At 71.2% G+C, this 22,680-nt stretch carries 18 protein-coding genes; 8 read left to right on the top strand and 10 right to left on the bottom strand.

What is annotated here, in order from left to right; genetic code table 11:
• Positions 1–145 precede the first annotated feature (145 nt).
• A complete protein-coding gene (locus tag LXN57_RS31890; RefSeq protein WP_251801890.1) occupies positions 146–1,624 on the bottom strand; it encodes a sugar transferase in 1,479 nt (492 codons plus the stop codon).
• A 360-nt stretch (positions 1,625–1,984) separates the two neighbouring features.
• Positions 1,985–2,857: a glucose-1-phosphate thymidylyltransferase RfbA gene (gene rfbA, locus LXN57_RS31885; RefSeq protein WP_251801889.1), complete on the bottom strand. Its 873-nt coding sequence runs from the start codon at positions 2,855–2,857 to the stop codon at positions 1,985–1,987.
• A 46-nt stretch (positions 2,858–2,903) separates the two neighbouring features.
• Between rfbA and LXN57_RS31880 the strand changes: the two genes are divergently transcribed.
• The 3 genes from LXN57_RS31880 to LXN57_RS31870 all read left to right on the top strand — a co-directional run bounded on the left by LXN57_RS31880 (position 2,904) and on the right by LXN57_RS31870 (position 7,338).
• Complete coding sequence (locus tag LXN57_RS31880) at positions 2,904–3,098, top strand: NAD-dependent epimerase/dehydratase family protein (protein WP_251801888.1); 195 nt, start codon at positions 2,904–2,906, stop codon at positions 3,096–3,098.
• Positions 3,098–3,934 carry a dTDP-4-dehydrorhamnose reductase gene (gene rfbD, locus LXN57_RS31875; RefSeq protein ID WP_251801887.1) on the top strand — a complete coding sequence of 279 codons (837 nt, stop codon included), beginning with the start codon at positions 3,098–3,100 and terminating at the stop codon, positions 3,932–3,934. Before LXN57_RS31880 ends, rfbD begins: the two co-directional genes overlap by 1 nt.
• 182 nt (positions 3,935–4,116) lie before the next feature.
• Positions 4,117–7,338, top strand: coding sequence for a hypothetical protein (locus LXN57_RS31870; protein ID WP_251801886.1), 3,222 nt, complete (start codon positions 4,117–4,119; stop codon positions 7,336–7,338).
• Here LXN57_RS31870 and LXN57_RS48030 read toward each other — a convergent pair.
• A complete protein-coding gene (locus LXN57_RS48030) occupies positions 7,335–7,928 on the bottom strand; it encodes a hypothetical protein (RefSeq protein WP_285904696.1) in 594 nt (197 codons plus the stop codon). The two genes, LXN57_RS31870 and LXN57_RS48030, sit on opposite strands and share 4 nt — an antisense overlap.
• Before the next feature lie 200 nt (positions 7,929–8,128).
• Between LXN57_RS48030 and LXN57_RS31860 the strand changes: the two genes are divergently transcribed.
• Together LXN57_RS31860 and LXN57_RS31855 are read left to right on the top strand one after the other, a co-directional pair.
• Positions 8,129–10,462 carry an ATP-dependent Clp protease ATP-binding subunit gene (locus LXN57_RS31860; protein WP_285904697.1) on the top strand — a complete coding sequence of 778 codons (2,334 nt, stop codon included), beginning with the start codon at positions 8,129–8,131 and terminating at the stop codon, positions 10,460–10,462.
• Positions 10,463–10,491: 29 nt separating this feature from the next.
• Complete coding sequence (locus tag LXN57_RS31855; protein ID WP_251801885.1) at positions 10,492–10,629, top strand: hypothetical protein; 138 nt, start codon at positions 10,492–10,494, stop codon at positions 10,627–10,629.
• On the opposite strand, the gene LXN57_RS31850 is transcribed toward LXN57_RS31855, so the two are convergent.
• Positions 10,611–11,522 (bottom strand): SDR family NAD(P)-dependent oxidoreductase, encoded by a 912-nt coding sequence (locus tag LXN57_RS31850; protein ID WP_251801884.1) that lies wholly within the window; start codon positions 11,520–11,522, stop codon positions 10,611–10,613. The two genes, LXN57_RS31855 and LXN57_RS31850, sit on opposite strands and share 19 nt — an antisense overlap.
• 101 nt (positions 11,523–11,623) lie before the next feature.
• On the opposite strand from LXN57_RS31850, the gene LXN57_RS31845 reads away from it, so the two are divergent.
• Positions 11,624–12,289 carry a TetR/AcrR family transcriptional regulator gene (locus LXN57_RS31845; RefSeq protein WP_251801883.1) on the top strand — a complete coding sequence of 222 codons (666 nt, stop codon included), beginning with the start codon at positions 11,624–11,626 and terminating at the stop codon, positions 12,287–12,289.
• 73 nt (positions 12,290–12,362) lie between these two features.
• Here LXN57_RS31845 and LXN57_RS31840 read toward each other — a convergent pair whose 3' ends face one another.
• Entirely contained in the window at positions 12,363–12,950 is a 588-nt protein-coding gene (locus tag LXN57_RS31840; protein WP_251801882.1) for a GNAT family N-acetyltransferase, read from the bottom strand.
• Between the two features lie 125 nt (positions 12,951–13,075).
• Between LXN57_RS31840 and LXN57_RS31835 the strand changes: the two genes are divergently transcribed.
• Positions 13,076–14,104, top strand: coding sequence for a hypothetical protein (locus tag LXN57_RS31835; RefSeq protein ID WP_251801881.1), 1,029 nt, complete (start codon positions 13,076–13,078; stop codon positions 14,102–14,104).
• A gap of 61 nt (positions 14,105–14,165) precedes the next feature.
• On the opposite strand, the gene LXN57_RS31830 is transcribed toward LXN57_RS31835, so the two are convergent.
• Together LXN57_RS31830 and LXN57_RS31825 are read right to left on the bottom strand one after the other, a co-directional pair.
• On the bottom strand, positions 14,166–15,041 hold the full coding sequence (locus tag LXN57_RS31830; protein WP_251801880.1) for a ketopantoate reductase family protein: 876 nt from the start codon (positions 15,039–15,041) through the stop codon (positions 14,166–14,168).
• Positions 15,038–17,236, bottom strand: coding sequence for an MMPL family transporter (locus tag LXN57_RS31825; protein WP_251801879.1), 2,199 nt, complete (start codon positions 17,234–17,236; stop codon positions 15,038–15,040). Before LXN57_RS31825 ends, LXN57_RS31830 begins: the two co-directional genes overlap by 4 nt.
• A gap of 190 nt (positions 17,237–17,426) precedes the next feature.
• Here LXN57_RS31825 and LXN57_RS31820 point away from each other — a divergent pair, with 190 nt between their 5' ends.
• The gene (locus LXN57_RS31820; protein WP_251801878.1) at positions 17,427–17,996 is read left to right on the top strand and encodes a TetR/AcrR family transcriptional regulator; all 570 of its coding nucleotides are present in this window, start codon (positions 17,427–17,429) and stop codon (positions 17,994–17,996) included.
• Positions 17,997–18,093: 97 nt separating this feature from the next.
• Here the strand turns inward: LXN57_RS31820 and LXN57_RS31815 are convergent, their stop codons facing one another.
• Genes LXN57_RS31815 through LXN57_RS31805 form a run of 3 tightly spaced genes read right to left on the bottom strand, consistent with a single transcriptional unit; the run spans position 18,094 to position 22,676 of the window.
• Positions 18,094–18,957, bottom strand: coding sequence for a patatin-like phospholipase family protein (locus LXN57_RS31815; RefSeq protein WP_251801877.1), 864 nt, complete (start codon positions 18,955–18,957; stop codon positions 18,094–18,096).
• Between the two features lie 9 nt (positions 18,958–18,966).
• Positions 18,967–22,086: an ATP-binding protein gene (locus LXN57_RS31810; RefSeq protein ID WP_251801876.1), complete on the bottom strand. Its 3,120-nt coding sequence runs from the start codon at positions 22,084–22,086 to the stop codon at positions 18,967–18,969.
• A complete protein-coding gene (locus tag LXN57_RS31805) occupies positions 22,083–22,676 on the bottom strand; it encodes a helix-turn-helix domain-containing protein (protein WP_251801875.1) in 594 nt (197 codons plus the stop codon). The genes LXN57_RS31810 and LXN57_RS31805 overlap by 4 nt, the downstream gene beginning before the upstream one ends.
• Positions 22,677–22,680 lie beyond the last annotated feature (4 nt).

The raw sequence follows: 22,680 nt of genomic DNA, 5'->3' as shown, positions 1-22,680 counted from the left end.
CCGCGCCAACATCCTCAACTGCCGGGCGATCGCGGTCGGCGTCGGCGTCGCCTACGCGTCCAACGGCCTGCCGTACTACACCCAGAACTTCGGCTACTGAGCTTCCGCAGGGGCCTCACCCACAATGGGTGAGGCCCCTGCTTTCTCAGTACGCGCCCGAGCTGCGGGCGACCGCGCTCACCGTACGAGCCAGGATGGCCAGATCCATGGAGAGCGACCAGTTCTCGACGTAGGTCAGGTCGAGCCGGATCGACTCCTCCCACGACAGGTCGGACCGGCCCGAGACCTGCCACAGCCCGGTCAGCCCGGGCTTGACCACGAGCCGCCGCAGCATGTCGGACGGGTAGCCGGCCACCTCTTTGGCCAGCGGCGGCCGCGGGCCGACGAGTGACATGTCGCCCTTCAGCACGTTCACCAGCTGGGGCAGCTCGTCGAGCGAGAACCGGCGCAGCCAGCGACCGACCGGCGTGACCCGCGGATCCTTGCGCATCTTGAAGAGCTCGCCGTCGGTGTCGTTGAGGTTGCGCAGCTCGATGAGCCGGGCCTCGGCGTTGACCACCATCGTGCGGAACTTGTAGAGCGTGAACAGCTTGCCGTCCTTGCCGACCCGCTCCTGCCGGAAGACGGCCGGACCGCGGCCGCCGGGCCCGAACATCACCAGGGCGGCCACGACCGAGAGCACCGGGAAGCTGAGGGCCAGCAACACGAAGGCGCCGATCCGGTCGAAGGCGGCCTTGACCAGCCGGGCGCTGCCCTTGAGGCGCGGATGTTCGACGTGCAGCATGGGCAGGCCGTCGACCGGCCGGATCGTGGTGCGGTCGCCCGCGACGTCGATCAGGGTGCTGGCCACGATGAGGTCGATGTCGTCGCGTTCGAGCTGCCATGCGAGGCGCCGCAACGCGGGACCGTCGATCTCGGGGCACGAGAGCACGACCACCGTGTCGGCCTCGGCCCGCCCCACCGCGGCTGCGACGCCGTCGAAGGCGCCGAAGATGGGCGGCAGGCCGAGGGTGAAGCCGTCGCGGATCCGCCCCGGTGGCAGGCAGGCGCCGATGACGTCGAGACCGTGGTGGCGCTCGCGGCTGAGCCGCCGGGTCATGTCGGCGACGGCTCGTTCGTGGCCGACCAGGATCACCCGGTGCAGCTGCGCGCCGCGGGCCCAGCGCCGGTGCAGCTGCTGGCGGTAGATGTACCGGACGGCGAGGCTCACCGCGAGGGCCAGCGGAATCGCGATAACGATGTAGCCGCGCGCCAAACGGAGGTTGAATGTGAACGAAATAATGGCCAGACCCGCGGTCAGGGCCAATGCGGAACGGAAGACTCGGGCGTACTCGTCGGTGCCGACGAACAGGTGACGGGGCTCATATGCGCGGTTGAGGCCGAGGCATGTCAGCCAGGCCACCGGAATTATGAACGTCAATAACAAATAATCACGGGCGAAGGGGTCCCGGTTCGGCGCGCCGAACCTCAGCAGCAGGGCCGAGGCGGCCGCGCCGAGGCCGACCAGGAAGTCGAGGGCGTACAGGGTCAGCACGTACCGGCGCTGCCAGCCGGATCGGGTGCGTCCCGCCGGTGGAAGGCCGTTGAGCTGGGGTTTCCGGTCTCTGAGGTCAAGGGTCGACATCGCATCGACTGTCCGCACTCGGCGCCTCCGTCATTGACAACCGTAAATCGGCATGTCGGACGGGAGCCGGCTCGGCGGGCCGGCCCCCGAGGCGCGCGGTAACGCGCCGGACACACAAGGTAAAGACTGCGGAACGGTCACCTGTCCGCGCTAGGCCTTTCCGTGCGAGACCTGTGCCGGTTCGGATGAGGGTGGTTCAGAAACAGTGTCCAAAGTGGTCACAATGGACCTTCGTCGTTCTCGGCGCGCATCGACGTGCACCACCACAGAATTGCGGCAGGCATAGCAACCGGGGAACGAGCGGTCAATCCTCCGATGAGGATTTTTCGATGTCCTGAACCCGACTGATCAATGAGAGCTTTACCGCGCGCCCTCGTCCAGAAGGCGGAGCAGGTATTCGCCGTAGCCGCTCTTCAGCAGCGGCCCGGCCAGCGCGCGCACCTCGTCGTCGGAGATGAGGCCCAGCCGCCAGGCCGCTTCCTCGACGCAGCCGATCTTCATGCCCTGCCGCTCCTCGATGACGCGGACGTATTCCGACGCCTGGACCATGGACTGGAACGTTCCAGTGTCCAGCCACACCGTGCCTCGCTCGAGGACCGTCACGTCGAGCCGGCCCTGGCGCCGGTATTCCTCGTTGACCGCGGTGATCTCGAGTTCGCCCCGGGCGCTGGGCGTCAGATTGCCGGCGATGGTGACCACGTCCGCGTCGTAGAAGTACAGGCCCGGCACCACGTACGTGCTCTTCGGCTTCTCCGGCTTCTCCTCGATCGAGACCACCCGGCCGTCGCCGTCGAACTCCACGACGCCGTACCGCTCGGGATCGGACACCGGGGTGGCGAAGATCCGGCCTCCGGCGGGCGTGCGGAAGCGCGCCAGCTGCCGGCCCAGGCCGACGCCGTGGAAGATGTTGTCGCCCAGGATCAGCGCCACCGGCTGGTCGCCGATGAAGTCGGCGCCGATCCGGAAGGCCTGCGCGATGCCGTTCGGCTCCGGCTGTTCCGCGTACGACAGCGAGAGCCCGAAGCTGCTGCCGTCGCCCAGCAGGCGCCGGAACTGGGGCTGGTCCTCGGGCGTGGTGATGACCAGGATCTCGCGGATCCCGGCCGAAACCAGGGTGGTCAGCGGGTAGTAGACCATCGGCTTGTCGAAGATGGGCATGAGTTGCTTCGAGGTCGCGATGGTAAGGGGCCAGAGTCGCGAGCCGGTTCCCCCGGCGAGCAGAATTCCGCGCACCAACGAAGGTTACGCAGCGCAGCCGCCATGTCTACACTCCCCAGCCGTGCACATCTTCGTGACCGGTGGCGCCGGCTTCATCGGATCGGCCCATGTCCATGCCCTCCTTCAGGACGATGTCGCCGGGACGTCCGTTGCTGTCCTCGACGGACTGTCCTGTTCGGGCAACCGTGACAACCTCCCGCAGACCCATCCCCGGCTGCGTCTCGTGCGGGGCGGTATCACCGACGAGGCCGCCTGATGCGCTGGCTCATCACCGGGGCCGGCGGCATGCTCGGCCAGGACCTGCGGGCGGCCCTGGCCGAGGCCGGCGAGAACGACGTGCTCACCGCCACCCACGCCACCCTCGACATCACCGATCCCGTGGCCGTCCAGGCCGCCGCCGACGGTGGCCGCTTCGTGCTCAACGCCGCCGCCTGGACGGACGTCGACGGCGCCGAGACGGACGAGAAGGCCGCCACCGCGGTCAACGGCGACGCCGTACGGAACCTGGCCGCCGCGGCCGGTCGCCGGCTGATCCACATCTCCACCGACTACGTCTTCGACGGCCGGGCCACGACGCCGTACGCCGAGGACGCGCCGCCGTCGCCGGTCAACGCGTACGGCCGTGGCAAGGCCGCGGGCGAGCGTCACGTCCTCGACGCGGGCGGCTACGTGGTGCGCACGGCCTGGCTGTACGGCGCCCACGGCCCCAACTTCGTCCGCACGATGCTGCGCCTGGCCGCCGACCGCGACACGGTCGACGTGGTCGACGACCAGACCGGCCCGCCGACCTGGTCGTGGGCGCTGGCCCGGCAGGTGGTCGCGCTGGCCCGCTCGGGCGCGGCCCGCGGCGTCTACCACGGCACCGCCGCCGGCTCCACGACCTGGTTCGGCCTGGCCCAGGCGGTCTTCGCCGAGGCCGGTCTCGACCCGGCCCGGGTCCGGCCGACCACCAGTGACCGGTTCCCCCGCCCGGCCCGGCGCCCCGCGTACAGCGTTTTGTCCCATCAACGCTGGGCTTCGTCCGGTGTCGCCCCGCTGCCGGACTGGCGCCCGATGCTCACCGAGGCGATGCCGGCCCTGCTCACCACCTGACGGCCGGCGCCGGGCAGATCCGTCGGGCGCCGGAAGGGGGCGCCGGGCAGGGCCGTCGGTCGTTCGGACGACCTCATGGTCGTCAGGCGGTCTTTTCCCGGGACCGTTCGGCGCATCCGGGTCATGGGCGCCCTCTCTAGGATCGAACTTTGCGGTCGGGCCAGGGGAGTGTGAGGGCAGTCGTGGCGGAGTCGGTGCAGCCCGCCCGTGACCCGTCGCTCGACACCGAGTTCGAGCTCGGGTGGCGGCTGGGCGATCAGGCGGTCCTGCTGGTCGGCGCGCGGCACGCCGTGCACGTGTCGCCGGCGGGGGAGCGGCGGCTCCTGCTTCCCGACGCCGACGTTCAAGACCCTTCCCGCGTACGTCTGAGGGCCGTCGCTGCCCGCTTCGGCCTCCCGCCCTCGGCCGGTCTGGTGGCCGCAGCGGCCCCGGAGGCCGTGACCGAGGGCGCGCTGTGGGCCGACGTCGAGCAGCTGACGTGGTGGTCGACCCGACCGGCAGCGGACAGCTCCGTCGACCCCGCGGCCGCCGCCGAGCTGCCTTCGATCGGCGAACCGTCCGTTGACTCCTCGGCTGTCGCTGGCTCGCCTTCGGCGGTCGGACCGTCCGTCGATTCCTCGGCTGTCGCCGGCTCGCCTTCGATGGCTGGACGGTCCGTCGGCGGCGAGGACGAGTTCGCCGATCTGCTCGCTGAGCTGCGGGCCGCTCACCCCTTTCCCGTGCCGCCCGCCGTCGCCGCTGTCTCGTTGACCGTGGTCCGCTGGATCGACCGCCAGTTCCATTACCGTGAGCTGTGGCACGACGGCGACGGCGGCCCGATGCCGGCCGGGTCGCGGCCGGTGGAGTGGGCCGCCGCCCAGCACGAGCCGGTCGCCGGCGGGCGGGCAGTGGCTACCGGGCAGGCCGGTCCGGTGCGCATCGAGGTGGACGGGCTGCACCGCTCGTACCTGTGCCGGCTGAGCGACGGGTCTCGTACGGCGCAATTGTTCGTGCCCGGCTTGCCGGGCGCCACGCCGCGCGCCGAGGACCAGCTCGCCCACCGCGCCGAGGACCCCGGCCGGGTGCTGGTGCGGCATTCCTGGCGGGCCACGAGCTCCCGGCTCGACTTCAGCACCCCGGTCCGCGGCACCGAGGTGAAGCGCCAGGTGTGGAAGCTGCCCATGATCCTGCTGGCCGGCGGGACCGGCGAGCCGATGGTCAACGCGCTCTCCGGGGACGCCCCACGGGAGGAGCTGCGCGACGTGGACGTGGTCGCCGACGAGCAACTGCTCGCCGCGCTCGCTGCTCTCGATCGTCCGCTCGAGCCCGTGGCCCTCGCGGACTGCCTCGAGATCGAGGAGACGTGGCAGTCCCCGCACGGCAGCACCTCGCGGGCCTACCTGATCGCCCCCGGCTCGCCGCTGAACAAGCCGGAGGGCCGGACCCCGCTCGCCCCCGACGCGCCCCTGTCGATCAGGCTGCCGAGCGGCGAGGTCCTCCACCGGGACGTCTCGGTCGACAGCCTCGGCCATTTCTTCGACATCAGCCGCGCGACCGGCTGCCCGGCGTGCGGCAGCGTCTACGGGCCGTGCTGCCGCGAGGTGGCCCGGCTCTTCGCCTGCACGGCGTGCGACCGCCCGGCCTGCGCGGCGTGCCGCAACGGCGCCGAGGTGCCGCCGGCCCGGTGCGCCCGGTGCGGCGACGAGTCCTGCGGCGCCTGCTCCCGGGCGCTCGCGGTGGAACCCTGCCGGATCTGCGAGCGGGACATGTGCCGCTCCTGCCGCGAGGATTCGGTCTGCCTCACCTGCCGGTCCGCGACCCCCGGTTCGGCCGGCGACGTTCCCGAGGAGCTGGGCGCGCACGGCCTGACCGTGCTGACCGCCACCGACGAGGGCGGCACGGTCGTACGGCTGGCCGGGCCCCACCGCCGCGAGGTGGTGCTGCTGAACGGCTCAGCCATCGTGCGCTGGACCAGCGCGACGGACGACCCCCTGCTGCCGCTGCGGATCGCCGCGGCCCGCCTGGCCGGCGCCGGCGACGTGGACGTCCACGCCCTGCCAGAGCAGCACTGCCCGCCCGCGCCCCGCGACTGGTTCACGGTCGACCGCACCACCGGGACGACCCTGCACTGGGCGGTCATGGTCGGCGACACCCGTGCGGCGGGCACCTTCGATCCGCCACCGGCCAACGACGGCGGCACGCCGGATTCCGCGCTGCGCGCCGAATTGGCCGCGGCGCTGCCGGTCGAGCGGACGCCGTCCCCGGGCGGCCCGGCTGGAGAAGCCGTGGACGCCGAACCGGCGGCGGCTCGGCTCGTGGCCTGCCGCATGCGGACGGAAGACCTGGTCGCGGTGGACGCGCGTGGTCTCGTACATCGGACCTCTTCCGGCCCCACCACCGCGGAGACGGTCGCCGAGTGGGAGGCGCCCGAAGGAACTGTGTGGTGGGCCGAGGCCGACTGGAACCCCCAGCCCGAGGTGGTCGCGCGAACCCGGCTCGGCGAGTGGGAGGCGGTGCTGGCCCGCGTCGGCGCCCACGCGCTGCTGGGCCTGCGGCACGACGCCCAGGACCCGGCGTGGCACGAGGTCTCGGCCGAGCCCGGCGACCTGACCCGAGCCTTGGTCGGCGCCGCCCTCGTCGCGCCCGGCGTCACCGCCACGGTCACCGCGCTGACCACGGCCGACGACTTCACCGGCATCACCATCGCCGGCGCGTCCCGAATGCAAAGGCGTCTCTGGTACGTCGGAGTGGTGCAGCCGCCGCAGGCCGAGTCGGTGCCACCCGCCCGCGCCCAGGCCGCGGTCGCTCCCGGCGAGCCGGCCGCCGCCCCATCCGCGACGGCCGACCTGCCCGAGCCGCTGATCGCCGAGCTGAGCAAGCGTCTGGCGGCCCGCCCGACCAGGCAGGCCCACGTCGCGATCGGCTTGGAGGTCGAGGAGGTCTGGTCGCTGCCCGACGGTCCCCAGCTCCAGATCACGTACGAGGTGACAGCCGGCGAGCTGGAGGGCCACGTCCCGGACGCGGTCACCGGCGACCCACTGACCGAGGCCTACCTGTGCCGCAGCCACCACCTGGCCGCGAGCGTCCGAACCTGCGCGACCTGCCTCACCAGCACCTGCCGTGCCTGCGAGGACGGCGTGGCCCCGTGCCCCCTCTGCGGCGGCCCGGTCTGCCGCCGCTGCACCGCAACCCCCGACGGCCGCTGCCGCGCGTGCGCGAGCGTGGCCAAAATCAGCGCCCTGTCCCGATCCCGCTACGGCGCCGCCCGAGGCGACGCCGTCTGGCACGGCGAGGCCCCCAACGTCCAGGTGACGATCCGCCGCCTCCACGACGAGTGGACCCTGGAACGCCAGGACCACGAGGGCACCGTGACGTTCCCCCTGACCGAGCCCGCCCTGACGCACGTACGCACCCTGCTGCCCTAGACCACCAGCAAGGCGTCCAGGGTTCGGCGGGCGGCCGGGAGGGCGCTGCGCAGACTCACCGTGCGCAGCTCGCGCCCGAGCAGCCGGGCCGCGTCGCGGATGCGAGGGTCGGCGTTGAGGTCGCCGGCGGTGAGGGCGGCCTCGATGCGGTTCCACAGGCGCCAGGTGTCGTTGTCGAGGAGGAGGCGGGCGGCCTGGTCGAGGGCGCCGCAGGTGATGTCGACGGCGGCCTCCTCGCCCAGGTCGGCCACCCACGACAGTTCCTCGGGGGCGGGCTTCAGGGCCGGCGCCTCGTGTTCGACCGTCGCGTAGAGCATGGCCAGCACCGTGCGCAGGCCCGGCTCCCCGGTCTGGAAGCGCGTGGACAGGTGGGCGGCGCGGCCCAGGGGCAGGTCGGCTGCCTCGCGGGTGTCGCGGACTCGGGCGTGGAACGGGCGCTGTTCGCGCTGGGCGAACACCACCGGGCGCCGGCCTTCGGCCAGCATCCGGGCGGCGACCGAGTAAGGCACTCCGAGCTGGGCGGCGAGGGCCCGCACGGCGCGGCGGCGGGCGCGGTCGGGGACGGGGTGTCGGTGCTTCGTTCCGGTCATCGCGGGCCTCCCTGAACGCCATCGTAGGACGGCCGGCGTTATGGTGAGGGGGCAGCGCGCCTGCACGAGCGTTGCGCGGCTCCCCACGCGGGCCGCGCGGTCACGCCAAGAGGCTTCGACTCAGCGCATCTCAGCCGTCGCGCGATGACACGCGTCTATCGGTGGGGTGCGTGGGCCCTCGCCGCGAGGACGTGACTGTCGTGTTCGAACGATTCACCGACCGTGCCCGCCGAGTGGTCGTCCTGGCTCAGGAAGAGGCCCGGCTGCTCAACCACAGCTACATCGGCACCGAGCATCTGCTGCTGGGACTGCTGCGCGAGGGCGAGGGCCTGGCCGCGCGGGCGCTCGGCAGCCAGGGGGTCACCCTTTCCGCCGTACGGGAAAGGGTCGAGGGCAAGGTCGGCCTGGGCGCCTCCTCGCCGGGCGGGCACATCCCGTTCACGCCGCGCGCCAAGAAGGTGCTCGAACTGGCGTTGCGCGAGTCCCTGCAGCTCGGCCACAACTACATCGGCGCCGAGCACCTCCTGCTCGGGCTGATCCGCGAGGGCGAGGGTGTCGCGTTGCAGGTGCTGGGGGCAGACCCTTCCCGCGTACGCGAACAAGTGCTCACCCTGCTGTCGGCCTCAGCCTCAGCCGAACCCGAGCCGGTGTCGCCGGCCGTCTCGACGCTGCTCGACCAGTTCGGCGAGAACCTGACCGGCCGCGCCCGCGAAGGCAAGCTCGACCCGGTCATCGGCCGTGAGCACGAGATCGAGCGCGTCCTGGTCGTGCTCACGTGCCGCACCAAGAACAATCCGGTGCTGCTGGGCGAGCCCGGCGTGGGCAAGACCGCGGTCGTCGACGGCCTGGCCCAGCGCATCGTCCACGGCCAGGTGCCGGATTCGCTGCGGGACAAGCAGGTCTACACGCTCGACATCAGCTCGCTGGTCGCCGGCTCGCGCTATCGCGGCGACTTCGAGGAGCGGCTCAAGAAGGTGGTCAGGGAGTGCCGCACCCGCGGCGACGTCATCCTGTTCATCGACGAGATCCATCAGCTCGTGGGGGCGGGCGCGGCCGAGGGCGCCATCGACGCGGCCAGCATCCTCAAGCCGCTGCTGGCCCGCGGCGAGCTGCAGACCATCGGGGCCACGACCACCACCGAATACCGCAAGTACTTCGAGAAGGACAAGGCCCTGGCCCGCCGCTTCCAGGCAGTGTCGGTCGAGGAGCCCACGAACGCCGAGACGATCGAGATCCTCAAGGGCCTCCGCGACATGTACGGGGCCCACCACCGCGTCTCCTACAGCGACGAGGCCCTGGTCACGGCGGTGACGCTGGCCGACCGGTACGTCCCCGACCGCTTCCTGCCCGACAAGGCGATCGACCTGATCGACGAGGCCGGCGCCCGCTCGCGAATCCGCCGGCTGACCGAGCCCGGCCGGAACGCCGAACTGGCCGGCCTGCGCCGCGCCAAGGAGTCCGCGATCGACGCCCAGGACTTCGAACGGGCCGCCCACCTGCGCGACCAGGAGAAGCAAGCGGGCAGCGACGGTCTCATCGAGATCGACCGCGACCACATCGCCGAAGTGCTGGCGACCTGGACCGGGGTGCCGGTGCATCGGCTGACCGAGCAGGAGGCGACCCGGTTGCTCGGCATGGAGGACGAACTGCACAAGCGGGTCGTCGGCCAGGACGCGGCGGTGGCCGCGGTTTCGCGCGCCCTCCGCCGTACGCGGGCCGGGTTGAAAGATCCTCGGCGGCCCTCAGGAAGTTTCATCTTCGCGGGACCGAGCGGCGTCGGAAAGACCTCCCTGGCCCGGGCGCTGGCCGAGTTCCTGTTCGGCTCGGAGGACGCGCTCATCCAGCTGGACATGTCGGAGTTCCAGGAGACCCACACGATTTCCCGGCTCATCGGCGCGCCTCCCGGCTACGTGGGCCACGACGACGGCGGCCAGCTGACCGAGAAGGTGCGGCGCAAGCCGTACTCGGTGGTGCTGTTCGACGAGATCGAGAAGGCCCATCCGGACGTCTTCAACGCGCTGCTGCAGGTCCTCGAGGACGGCCGGCTGACCGACGGCCAGGGCCGCGTGGTCGACTTCAAGAACACGATCATCATCCTGACCAGCAACCTGGGCACCGGCCGGGCGGCGGCGGTCGGCTTCGGCAGCCGCCGCGAGCACCGGGTGACCGAGGCGCTGACCGAGCACTTCCGCCCCGAGTTCCTCAACCGCATCGACGAGACGATCGTCTTCCCGCAACTGAGCGAGGACGAGGTGCTGCGCATCGTGGACGTGATGATGGCCCGGGTCTCGTCCCAGCTGCGCGCCAAGGACATCACGGCCGAGCTGACCCCGGCCGCCCGCGAGTATCTGGCCCGCCGCGGCTTCGACCCGGCGATGGGCGCGCGGCCGTTGCGCCGCACCATCCAGCGCGAGGTCGAGGACGCGCTGGCCGAACGGATCCTGGTCGACACCCTGCGCCCCGGCGACCGCGTGGTCATCGACGCCGGCGACGACGGGCTATCCTTCCGAAAACTTCTGGAGGTCGTGCGCTGAGAGCTCTGCTGCCCCGGTCGAAGGGTTCAGTGGCCGCGCTGTTCGACCGTCTGGACGAGCAGGGCGTCGAATGTCATTCCCTCATGGTCGTGCGCCACGGTCACGTCGTGGCCGAGGGCTGGTGGGCGCCCTACTCGGCCGGCCGCCCTCACGCGACGGCGACCTGACCCACGGGGAAGCGGACGCCGGTCAGGTCTTCCGAGGCGGCCCACAGGCGTTGCTGCACGGTCACGTCGTACGAATCGGGGCTGGACGTGACCAGCTTCGGGTGGCCGCGCGCCTCGGCCAGGCCGTCGGGGCCGTAGTACTGCCCGCCGAGGACGGACGGGTCGGTGGCGGCCCGCAGGGTGGGCAGCGCGCCCGCCGCCGCGGGCTGCGTGAGCAGCGGGGAGAACCAGCTGAACGGCCGGCGGAAGACCGCCGGGGCGTTGCGGGCCAGTTCGGTGCTGGAGATGCCGGGGTGTGCGGCCACCGCGGCGGTGGTGCCGTGCGGGGCCAGCCGGCGCTGCAGCTCATAGGTGAACATCAGGTTGGCCAGCTTCGACTGACCGTAGGCGGCGACCCGGCTGTAGGACCTCTCCCATTGCAGGTCGTCGAAGTGGACGGCGCCCCGGATGCGATGGCCGGTGCTGCTGACCGTGACCACCCGGGAGCCGGGCACCGGCAGCAGCAGGTCGAGCAGCAGCCCGGTGAGCGCGAAGTGACCCAGGTGGTTCGTGCCGAACTGCATCTCGAAGCCGTCGTGGGTGGTCTGCTTCGGGGTGTACATCACGCCGGCGTTGTTGATCAGCAGGTCGATCCGCGGGTGGCTGACGTGCAGCCCGGCCGCGGCGGCACGCACCGATTCCAGCGAGGTCAGATCCAGCTCCCGTACGGAGACATCGCCGTTCATCCGGGCGGCGGCCTGCTTGCCCTTGGCCGTGTCGCGCACGGCCAGCACCACCGACGCCCCGTGTTCGGCGAGCCGCTGGGCCGTCTCGAAGCCCAGCCCCGTGTTGGCGCCGGTGACCACGGCCACCCGGCCGTCCTGGCGCGGAATCTGCTGCTCGGTCCACTTCATCGCGTTCTCCTTAATGTACCGCCGGTAACTTATGCCTGAACGCTAATGTACCGCCGGTACGCTGTCAAGGGACCGCCGGTACCTAAGCTAGGGTTGGCACCATGACGTTCCAGCGGGCCCGCAGTGAGGAGCAGCGTGAGGTCCGGCGCCGGGCCATCCTGCGGACGACGTCGGCGATGCTCGACGAGATGCCGGTGGCCGCAGTGACCCTGAACGAGCTGAGCCGCCGGGTCGGCCTGGCCAAGACGGCGGTGCTGCGCTATTTCGAGTCCCGCGAGGCGGTGCTGCTCGACCTGATGGACGACCGGACGACGACCTGGCTGACCGAGCTGGAGCCGGAGCTGGCCCAGGGCGTCCACCCGGCCCGGTCCGCCGTGGAACGGGCGGAGCAGGTGGCCGACGTGATCAGCCGGTCGCTCGCCGCCCACAGGGTGCTTTGCGATCTCTACGGCGCGCAGGGCGGCGTGCTGGAGCACAACGTCTCGGTCGAGGTGGTCCGCCGGCACAAGCGGGCCTCGCTCGCCAACCTCGCGGTCATGGCCGGCCTGGTCCGGCAGCACCTGCCCGAGGTCGGCGACCAAGCCGAGATCTTCTGCCTGAACCTCCTGATCGTGGGCGGCGCGCTGTCCGCCTACACCTCGCCCCCGCCGAGCCTGCTAGCCGTCTACGAGTCCGAGCCGGCGCTCGCCGTCCACCACATCGACCTGCGGTCGGCCCTGCGGCTCGCCATCATCACGTCACTCGTGGGCATGCTGCCGCGCCCCTGAAGTCCCGCTGTCCGGGGTTCTGTCACCGGTCGACGACGCCGGTCTGACTACCGACAACACGTGCAGTCGTGGACTATGCGTCGCCGCGTATGCGGGCGTGGAGATGCATGTCGTGGCGACCGTCCGCGTGCGGCGCCTCGCCGCGCTTGGTGCCTTCGAGCCGGAAGCCGGCTTTGACGGCGACGCGGCAGGAGGCGTCGTTGCGGGTCGAGTGGCTCAGGTGCAGCCGGTGGAAGCCGGCCTCATCCAGTGCCCAGGCGCTGACGGCTGCCAACGCCCGGAGTGCGATGCCGACGCCACGGGCTGCCGGCAGGACCCAGTAGGCGCAGCCCGCCAAGCCCGCGTCGAGGTTGAAGCTTCCCAGGGCGATGCGCCCGACCACTTCGTCGCCGCCGCGGGTCACCGCCCAGCTTGCGCCTTTCTCCTGTTGCCAGCTTTGACGGTATTGCTCGAACCACTCCTTCACCTGGTCCTCGGTGGCGGGCTGACGAGGGTGCCAATGTCGGATCACGGGGTCCTGGTAGGCAGCGAAGAAGGCCGGAGCATCGGACGGCTCCCACGGACGCAGGACCAGACCCTCAGGGGCGGTAAGCAGGGGTTGTGGACGTGCGGCGAGGCTTCCGGCCGCGATCGTCGGTGGCGTGGAGAGTGGCGAACTCACGACCGCATTCTCCCCGCCGACGATGCGCGTCGACTCGAGGGCCGGTGTTGTCCGTCCGGCCCGCTGGGCTGGATCGCTGGGCCTGCCCGGTGCGCGGTGTCGTACCGCTGGGTCATGCTGATGCCGTGTTCCGCCGTTTAGATCAACAGGACCTGCTCGTCACCGCTGGGCCGGGTTCCGTGGTGTCCCGGGTGTCGTTGCGGGAGTTCGCCGATGTCTCGGCGATTCGCTGGTGCGGGTGCCAGCAGCAGCTGATTGCGACGGCGGCGCCGCAGGGCGCACGCGTGCCCGACGTGCACGCTGGTGAACGCGGGGATCTGCGGCTGTTCCGCTGCGATCCGCAGAATGGTCTCTGGCAGCAGCTGTATCGCGGCTACGCGCATGATCCGGTGTGCCTGTCCGGCGGCCGTTACGCCGTCCACCGCGGCGCGGGTCTCACCCTGCTCGACCAGCACGGGGTGGTGATGCGTGAGGTGAAGGTGGGCCGGTTCAACTGGGGGCCGCCGGCATTGTCGGTCGGCCCGGACGGCGCGACGGTCGCCTGGATTCATCGGACCGGCGACCGCAGCACGCTCTGCGTCGCCGGGGTCGGGCCGGGGGCGTTGACGCAGTTCCGCACTTCGGCTTATCGCTATGCCTGGCTCGATGCCGGCACGTTGGTCTATCTGTTCGGAGCGCGACCGCGTCTGTTGGATGTGTCGTCCGGGGCGACGCGCCCGTTCGGGACGGGGCTGCGCGCGCACGTGCGGCGTGGTTCGGTGATCGGAGCCACCGATCAACTGCAAGCTTTGGCCGAGCTTGCGGCCGCGCAGCTGTGGGAGATCTACGGCGAGATCCAGGTCGTCGGGGCGGACGTGTGGTTCACCGCCACGGTGACCGAGCAGTGCGGACCCCGCCGGGTCGATGGCCTCTTCCGGACCGACGCCGCGGGCGAGACCCTGCACCTGGTGGCCACCATGGCGCCCGACGACCGTGTCGACGGCTTCCTCGCGTTACCCGATCGCAGCGTGCACCTCTTCCTCGCCACCTATGCCGGCACCACCGTCGTCGATCGGCGCCGGGCAGCGGCCGGACCGATGCGCGACTTTCTCAGCGCCGGCTGGAGCCCGATGCTGACGGGCCGTCAAGCCGTGTTCGGCGTCCACTGGCTGTGACGACTCCGAGGACCCGACGGCGTCGCCTCGCCGGCCGAACTCGGCGAGAACGAGTGACTGCCTACCGGGCCTTTCTCTGGGCGCGCAGCTGATCGGCCAGCCGTTCGAGTTCGGCCGCTTCCGTCGCGGGTGAGGTGTTGCTGAGCCCGCTGCGTGTGGCCGTCGAGCTTCGCAGGAACCGCCGGATGACGGGCACGAGCACTCCGTTCGGCAGAGTCAGCACCGCGGCCAGACCGCGGGGGACCGGCGGCATCGGCAGGGCGGCCAGGTTCTGCCGCATGTGGCGAATCATGCCGCGGACCGCATCCGGATCGCCGGCGAGTGCCACCGGGCCGCCCGCCGCGGCTGCCGCCTGCCCGAGGGGCACCGCGATGGCGGCGTGCGTCTGGAGCCAGGCATCCATCCGCGGCTCGGTTTTGGCGTTGATCCCGGCGGTGCGGAACATCCGCACGATCCGCTCGAGTCGAGGGCTGTCGCGCCCGCCGGGTTCGCCGATCTGCATCGGGACGCGGCGGGTGACGAAGCTGGTCGCGCGGTGGCGGACCACGTCTCCGTCCATTGTGCCGCCGCCGGTGGGGAAGCCGAGCAGCACCCGCTCGTGGCCGATGACCGCGCCCAGCGGCTCGGCGCCGGCCGCCCACGCGTGCAGGAACAGCACGTCGCTGTCGAGGCCGGCGAGCGATTTCAGGACAGGTTCCACCTGATGGGCGCGGACCAGGACGGCGATCAGGTCGTAGGAGTCTGCCGGGTCCTCGACCACCGGCACCGGCACCCGCCGGACGACCGGGCTGTCGTCCTCGGCGAGCTGAACGCCGTGCCGGCGGAGGGCGGCCAGGCGCTCGCCGCGGGCGAGGAGCGCGACGTCGTGCCCGGCCTCGTGCATGCGGGCCGCGAGCAGGCTGCCGAGAACTCCGGCGCCGTATACGAGCAGCTTCATGACTGCACCCGCTCGGGGATGCTCGCGACCGGTTCGAGGGGCCCGTCGTCGAGTTGGTGGCGCAGTTTCTCGCCTTCGACATCGACGTCGGGCAGGAGCCGGTCCAGCCATGGGGGTAGCCACCAGGCGGCCGGGCCGAGCAGGGTCATCACCGCCGGCACGATGGTCATCCGGACGACGAACGCGTCGAAGAGCACGGCCGCGGAGAGCGCGAAGCCGATCGACTTGATGAGCGCGTCGGGGGCGATGATGAATCCGGCGAAGACGCTGATCATGATCAGCGCGGCGGCGGTGACCACTCGTGCGCCGTGGCCGAAGCCGGTGATCACGGCCTCGCGGGGTGCGGCGCCGTGCACGTGGTCCTCGCGCATCCGGGTGACCAGGAAGACCTGGTAGTCCATGGCCAGCCCGAACACGATGCCGATCACGACGATGGGCAGGGAGCTGACGATCGGCCCGGTCTGCTCGACGCCGAGCAGGGCGGCGCCCCAGCCCCATTGGAAGAGGGCCACCAGGGCGCCGAAGGTGGCGGCGAGGCTGAGCAGGAAGCCGAGGGTGGCCTTGATCGGTACCAGCACCGACCGGAACACCACCATGAGCAAGAGGAACGCCAGACCCACGACCACGGCCAGGTAAGGGAGGAGGGCGTCGGTGAGTTTGGTGGAGACGTCGATGTTGACGGCGGTCAGGCCGGTGACGCCGATGCTCGCGCCGGCCACGGTGCCGTCGAGTTGGCGGATGGCGTGTACGAGGTCCTTGGTGGCGGTGTCGCCGGGTCCGCTGGTGGGGATGACGGTGAGCACGGCGGTGTCGCCGGCGGGATTGACGGCGGTGGTGGCGGCCGTGGTGACGTCGGGCAGGGCGGTGATTTTCTGGACGACCCGCTCGGCGGTGGTCTTCGCGGCGACGGCCGGGGTGTCGACCACGACGATGAGTGGCCCGTTGAAGCCGGCGCCGAAGCCGGCGGCCAGGAGGTCGTAGGCCTTGCGTTGCGTGGTGTCGGTTGCGGCGGTTCCGTCGTCCGGCATGCCCAGTCGCAGGTCCAGGGCCGGGGTCGCGACGATGCCGAGCGCGGCCACGGCGATCAGCAGTGCGGCGACCGGCCGGCGGGCGATCGCGCGGGCCCAGCGGGTGCCGAAGGTGGTTCTGCCGGTCTCGGAATCACGGGTGTCCTGAGTGCGAGCCCGTTTGCCGAGGACCCGGCGGCCGGCGAAGCCGAGCATGGCGGGCAGCAGGGTCAGCGCGATGACCACGGCGATGGCCACGGTGAACGCGGCGGCCAGGCCCATCTGGGTCAGGAACGGCACGCCGACGACGGAAAGCGCGGCCAGCGCGATGACGACGGTCAGCCCGGCGAACACGACCGCTGAGCCGGCGGTGGCGACCGCCCGGCCGGTAGCTTCCCCGGGTTCGCGGCCGGCAGCGAGTTCGTGCCGGTAGCGGGAGACGATGAACAGGGCGTAGTCGATCGAGACGGCGAGGCCGAGCATCAGCGCGAGGATCGGCGTGGTCGAGGACAGGTCGAGGAAACCGGTGGCGGCGGTGATCAGGCTGATGCCGATACCGATGCCGAGCAGCGCGGTCAGCAGCGGCAGGCCGGCGGCCACCAGGGAACCGAACGTGATCACGAGAACCACGGCGGCCACTGCGACACCGATCACCTCGCCGAGGCCCTGCTCGGCCTGCGGCTGCAGCGCGTCACCGCCAACCTCGACGCTCAGGCCCTTCGCGCGGGCCTGCTCGGCGATGCCGGTGAGCGCGTCGCGGTCGCCGTCGGTCAGCGCCTGAGCGGCCACTCGGTAGGTCGCCTGGGCGAAGCCGACGGTGCCGGCCTGATTCACGGCGCCGGACCGGAACGGGTCGGTCACCGAGGCCACCTGCGGCGCCTGCCGCAACTCGGCGACGACCTGCTCGACGGCCGCCTTCGTGGTCGCGCTGGTGAGCTGCTGTCCGGGCGGTGCGGCGAACACGACCCGGGCAGTCGCGCCGCCCGCGGAGGACTGCGGGAACCGCTCCTGCAGCAGGTCGATCGCCTGCTGCGAGGGCGCGCCGGGAATCCGGAACTCGTCGGACGTCGAACCGGACAATGTCGCGGCGCCGGTCACCGTGACCGCCAGGACCCCCAGCCACAACGCGACGACCAGCCATCGCCGACGGAACGCGAACCTGCCGAGCCGGTACAAGAACGACGCCATCTCGGGTCTCCTCCGGGGGATTCCGCATCCCCACAGCTAGCCGATCGTGCAGTCCGTCGCTGCACGATCGTAAAGTAGCCTACTTCACGATCGTGCAGTTTTGTCTATACGGATGTGCAGTGACGGAGTGCACGATCGGCCAGCTAAGCTTGCGGTCGAAGACCGGGTTCAGTCAGGAGCGCGCATGGTCGTGACAGCAGTCAGAGCGGCCGACAGCCGGCAGCGGTTCGTCGATGCCGCGATCCGCTTGTTCGCCCGGCACAGCTTCGCCGGCACGTCGTTGCAGATGATCGCCGACGAGGTGGGCGTCACCAAGTCAGCCGTGCACCACCATTTCCACACCCGCGAGGAACTGCTCACCGCGGTGGTCGAGCCACTGGCCGGGGAGTTGCGGGCGACTGTCATGGCGGCTGAGACGCAACGGACCCGGCGAGCCCGCGCGGAGCGCATGCTCAGCGGCTTCATCGACGTCGTGATCCGCAACCGCGTGCTGGTTCCCGTGCTGGCCGGCGATCCCGGGGCGACCGAGATCCTGCGCTCGCACGCCGACTGGAACGACCTGGGCGAACGTCTGCTCAAGCTGCTCGCCGACGTCGATCCCGGCGTAGGCGGGTGGATCAAGGCCGATCTCACCGTCTCCGGGATCGCCTGCGGGAGGGGCATGAGAGCGCCCGAACTCGACGACGACCTGCTGCGTGAGCACCTGATCGGAGCCGGCCGGCGCATCCTCGGGCTGCGTGCCCCGCGCTGCCTCCGCTGACCCCGGTGGCAGCCGATCCTGCGTCTGACCCCGGGCACGGGGCCGACGTGCCCAACGTCCCCGGTGTCTGTCGGGACGATCGGCCGGATCAGAGCTCTCAGTACCCCGCGTCGTCCAGGGCCTTGGTGGTGAGCTCGCGGCCGAGGGCGACCAGCTCGGCGGCCCGGCTGAAGTCCATGACGCCGCTGGCGCTGACCGGCACGGCGATGTGAATGTCGGGAGGCAGGCCGGCCAGGCGGTAACGGGCGATCAGATCCTGCATGGCGTCCAGGGAGAGGGCCAGGACCGTGCCGATGCGCAGGTCGTCGGGGAGGGCGGGGGCCGTCTTGCGCGGGGCGAAGCGCTGGCGGATGCCCTCGACCCACTGAGGAGTGGCGGTCGCTCGCACGGGGCTGGCGAGCTCCTGGTGAGTCCGGGGCGCTTGCAGGGAGACGGCGATGGTCAGGTCGGCTCCGGAGGCGGCGGTGGGCTCGATCGGGACCGGGTTGAGCAGGCCGCCGTCGGCCAGGAGGCGGCCGTCGATCACCACCGGGGTGATGACGCCGGGGATCGCGATCGACGCCCTGACCGCCGTACGCAATAAGCCTTTCTGGAACCACACCTCGCGGCGCGCCTCGATGTCGGTGGCCACCGCCGTGTAGGGGATGGGGAGGTTCTCGATCTCGACGTCGGTGAGGAATTCGTTCAGGTGGGTGATCAGGCGCTCGGCGCCTATCGCGCCGGCGGCGGCCCACTTGGGGTCGAGCAGGCGCAGCACGTCGCGCTGTTTGAGCGAGACCGCCCAGTCGCGGAAGTCTTTCAGGCGGCCGGCGGCCATCACGCCGCCGACCAGGGCGCCCATCGAGGAGCCGGCCACGGCGCTGACCTCGAACCCGCGTTCCTCGAGCACCTCGATGGCGCCGATGTGCGCGAAACCTCGCGCGCCACCGGAGCCCAGGGCCAGCGCCACCCGTCGTGACATGCTCCGATGCTAACGGAGGGCCCTCACCAGGACCTCCTCGTCGGTGAGCGGACTGGCCGGATGAAACGAAAGACACATCGGCGTACGGATCTTCTCGGGCGGGGATCCCTCGAGCGCGATGTAGAACTCGCCGGAGGTCAGGGCGCCCACGTCCGGCACGTCGCCGCCCTTGGCCTTGGCCATCTCGCGGGCGGCGTCGATCTGCACCGGCGCGGTGATGCGGCCGAAGAAGTGGGTGGCGGCGTTGCCGGGGATGCGGTTGTGCAGACCCTTGGGGGCCTGGGTGGCGAACAGCAGGCCGAGGCCGTACTTGCGGGCCTGGGAGGCCAGGGCCAGGGTGCTCTGCGTGCAGGCGGTCATCGCGCCCGAGGGGGCGAAGTCCTGCGCCTCGTCCATCACGAGCAGGCCGAGCAGCGGGCGGTCGCGGGCCGGGTTCTTCTTGACCCACGCGAACAGGCTCATCTGCAGCTGGTTGACGAAGCTCTGCCGGGCCTCGTTCGCGCGCAGGCCGATCAGGCTGATCACCGAGACGCGGGCGCGCTTCCCGGGCGACGGGGTCAGCAGGACGCCGGGGTCGACCGGGGTGCCGCCGCCGCCGAACATGGGGTCGTTGTCCATGGCGGCCCGGAGCGCCTGGGCGACGTCAGCGGCGATCTTGTCGGCCTGGCGCAGCTGGCTGACGCCGTCGGGCAGGTCGGCCAGGATGTCCACCAGTCCGTCCATGGAACCGCCGCCGCGACGTCCGTAGTACTCCACCGCCTTGCGCAGGACGGCGATGCCGAGCTGGGCCCGGGTGGTCCGCCCGATCAGGTTGGCCCGGGGCGCGAGCGCAGCCACCGCGGACTCCACGGCCTCGGAGAACTCGTCCGGTTCGTCGAGCACGGCCGCGAAGTCCGGCAGCGGCTGGAAACTCAGCGGGCGGCCCGCCTCCCGGCGCGGCGTCCAGACCACGACCTCGGTGCCGGCGTGGTAGTCATGGGCGCGTTCGAGGTCCTGCACCGACCACCTGTCCGGGGCAGTGGGCCACTCGTCGCCCAGGCGGGCCAGGTCGTTGTTCGGGTCGAGCACGATGGACGACACACCGAGCAGCGCGCATTCCTCGATCAGGCGCCGGATCAGGACGGTCTTGCCCGAGCCGGACGCGGCGAAGATCGCCGCATGCTTGCGAAGGGCCTCAAGACTCAGAGGTACGGAATTCTGGTCGCCCGACATCCCGGCGGTGAACCCGGCCCGCTCCTCCCGCCTCGGAGTGATCTGCTCATCGGCGACGGCCTCCGCCAACGCCTCCTTGAACAGCGACAGCTGCCCGGTCGGCCGGTATTTGACGAGCCAGGCATGCAGCTCAGCCGGATTCTCCTCCCGCAGATCCCGCAGCGCCGCCAGCACACGCAGGTCCTCGTCGTCGATCGACAGCGTCACCCCGCCGTCCCGCCGCACGTCAGCCAGAATCTCCTGGGTGCGCGCCGACGACGAGTACTCCCCGTTCCGGATGAGGAACAGCTTCCGCTTGGCCACCTCGGGATTCAGCCCCGCCGCGGTCCGAGCGCGCCGAATCCGATTCAGCACCGCATTCCCGTGGTGGGTGTCGCTGATGGCCCGGAACGACCAGTGCATCTGATCCTCGGTGCGCGTCTGGTCGAGCGAGTTCTCGCGTTCCTCCTCCGTACGCTCATCGAGATCCCGCCGCAGCCGCGCGTGCAGATCAGGCTTGGCGCTGGGCGGCGGATCCACACTGAACGCCGCCCCGCGGTCGCCCCGCTCGACGATCCACGCGTGCAACCCGGCCGACAACAGCGCCGGGAACAGCGAGTCCTCGGTGTCGTGCTCGAGCGGCGACGTCACATCGGCGTCCCGCTTGAGCTGTTCGTAGCGAGCCTCGATCCGCGCCAGCGCCTCGTCCGGCGCTACCGGCGCGGTCACCGACGGCGCGACTTCGCGACTCTCCGCCGGAGCCTCGTCCAGCCGTACCAGCTCACGCACCTCATCGGCGATGAGGCAGGCCCGGACATGGCGGTCGATGACCACGAGCAGCCGCCGCGGCGTGTAGTTGATGGCCTCGATGAGCGCCTCGGGCCGCACCGGCCAGGTGGGGTAGGGCGGCTTGAACCCGGTGTCGGCGTACCGCGAGGCGAACCGCTTCTCGATGATCTGCCGCGCGATCTCGACCGTGCGGATGCCCTGCAGGGACGGGCACCGCCGGAACCGGTCGGCGAACGAGGCCGTGGCCCGGCTCTCGATCTGTTCCCACGTCGAGGTGAGGGTGGCGACGACCGTCACGGTCCGCCGGGTCACCTCGCGCAGGTCGGTGAGACCGCTGGCGATGTTGATGAGCGGTTCGGCTTTCTGCGCCTCGCTCGCCTGCTGCGCCAGGTCTTCCCGCACGGCCAGCTGGGCGATGGCCGTGTCGATCTGGTCGAAGGCGATCACCGACGGGCCGGTCAGGGCCAGCAGCCACGAGATCTCCCGTACGACGTCCTGAGGCTGGTGCCGGCGGCGGATGCCCCACGCCCGGAGCGACTCGGTGATCGGCTCACCGTCGAAGTAGCTGTCCGCCACGTCCTGCTGGTCCTCGTCGTCGGAGGCCCGCAAGGCCAGTGCCCGCAACGTGTCCCGGCACTCGTGGGCCACAAAGCTGTCGTACGCGCTCAGCCCCTCGGCGAACTGGTCGAGCGCCTCCCGCGTCAGCTCGGTCTCGCCCATCACCGCGCGGCGGGCCAGCCGGGGCGCGCCGATCTTCGACGAGAGCCGGCGCAGCAGCAGCCGCAACTGGCTCTCGCTGCCCGGCACCGGCCGGGTCAGCCCGCTGAGCAGGAACACCAGCATGCCGTCCCAGAACGCCCGCCCGTCGAGCAGCCCGATCAGGAAGAAGTAGCCGCCCTGCTGCTGCACCTGTTCGCGCACCCAGCCCAGCAGGTGGGTCTTCCCCGAGCCGTGCCGGCCCTCCAGCACCAGGCCGATCGGGTTGGTGTCCGGGCTGAACCCGGCTTCGGCCAGGCTGTCGAGCACGTCGCGAACGATCGCCGGATGCAGCCCGTCGACGTGGAACGGCGAGGGCCGCCACACGTCGTCCGCGGCCTGCGCCCAGCTGAAGCGCAGCGCGGCCAGGGCGGCCCGTTCCTCCTCGGTCATCGCACGCCGATCGCCAGCTTGTGCCGTTCTTCCCCGCCGATACGAACGGCGGCGGCACGGTCCTCGTCGCCGAGGCGGTGCCGGTGCGGTTCGGGTTCGAGGCGCACGTCGTCCGATTCGAGCAGGCGCACCAGCGCGCGGTCCTGCTCGGCGCGGGAGACACCGGCGAGCAGCGGCCGCAACTGCGCGAGGCCGATCCACTGCCCGGGCTTCGCGCTCAGCTCCGTGTACGCGCGCCGGACGCGGTCCTCGATCGACACGGAAGTCGTGACCGACTGCCGGTTGAAGGTGCTCACGAGGGCGGCCCACAGCGCCTTCTCCGCGGGCGACCGCTTGGCCTTCGGCTCGACGATGTCGCTGTCGATCGACAACTGCTGGTCGAGCAGTTTCCGGCCGTCCTCGGTCAGGTGATGCCGGTAGGGCCGGCGGGTGGTGTCCGAATCGACGTAGCCGGTCCCGTTCAGCCGCATGCAGGCCGGGCCGATCAGCGTCACACCGTACTGCCTGTTCAGTTCGGTGTTGGAGACCTGCCGGCCCTCGTTCTTGAGCAGGATCAGGAAGGCGTAGTCGGCCGAGCTCAGGTCGGGCATGAGA

Source organism: Paractinoplanes hotanensis (assembly GCF_023717965.1).
In the GTDB taxonomy this organism is placed as follows: Bacteria; Actinomycetota; Actinomycetes; order Mycobacteriales; family Micromonosporaceae; genus Actinoplanes; species Actinoplanes polyasparticus.
This window is presented reverse-complemented; position numbering and strand designations above follow the sequence as displayed.

Coding starts and splice junctions, on each gene's coding strand:
- LXN57_RS31850 (WP_251801884.1), bottom strand. CDS start 11,522: ATGAAGTGGACCGAGCAGCAGATTCCGCGCCAGGACGGCCGGGTGGCC.
- LXN57_RS31845 (WP_251801883.1), top strand. CDS start 11,624: ATGACGTTCCAGCGGGCCCGCAGTGAGGAGCAGCGTGAGGTCCGGCGC.
- LXN57_RS31810 (WP_251801876.1), bottom strand. CDS start 22,086: ATGACCGAGGAGGAACGGGCCGCCCTGGCCGCGCTGCGCTTCAGCTGG.
- LXN57_RS31825 (WP_251801879.1), bottom strand. CDS start 17,236: ATGGCGTCGTTCTTGTACCGGCTCGGCAGGTTCGCGTTCCGTCGGCGA.
- LXN57_RS31815 (WP_251801877.1), bottom strand. CDS start 18,957: ATGTCACGACGGGTGGCGCTGGCCCTGGGCTCCGGTGGCGCGCGAGGT.
- LXN57_RS31830 (WP_251801880.1), bottom strand. CDS start 15,041: ATGAAGCTGCTCGTATACGGCGCCGGAGTTCTCGGCAGCCTGCTCGCG.
- LXN57_RS31890 (WP_251801890.1), bottom strand. CDS start 1,624: ATGTCGACCCTTGACCTCAGAGACCGGAAACCCCAGCTCAACGGCCTT.
- LXN57_RS31805 (WP_251801875.1), bottom strand. CDS start 22,676: ATGCCCGACCTGAGCTCGGCCGACTACGCCTTCCTGATCCTGCTCAAG.
- LXN57_RS48030 (WP_285904696.1), bottom strand. CDS start 7,928: ATGACCGGAACGAAGCACCGACACCCCGTCCCCGACCGCGCCCGCCGC.
- rfbD (WP_251801887.1), top strand. CDS start 3,098: ATGCGCTGGCTCATCACCGGGGCCGGCGGCATGCTCGGCCAGGACCTG.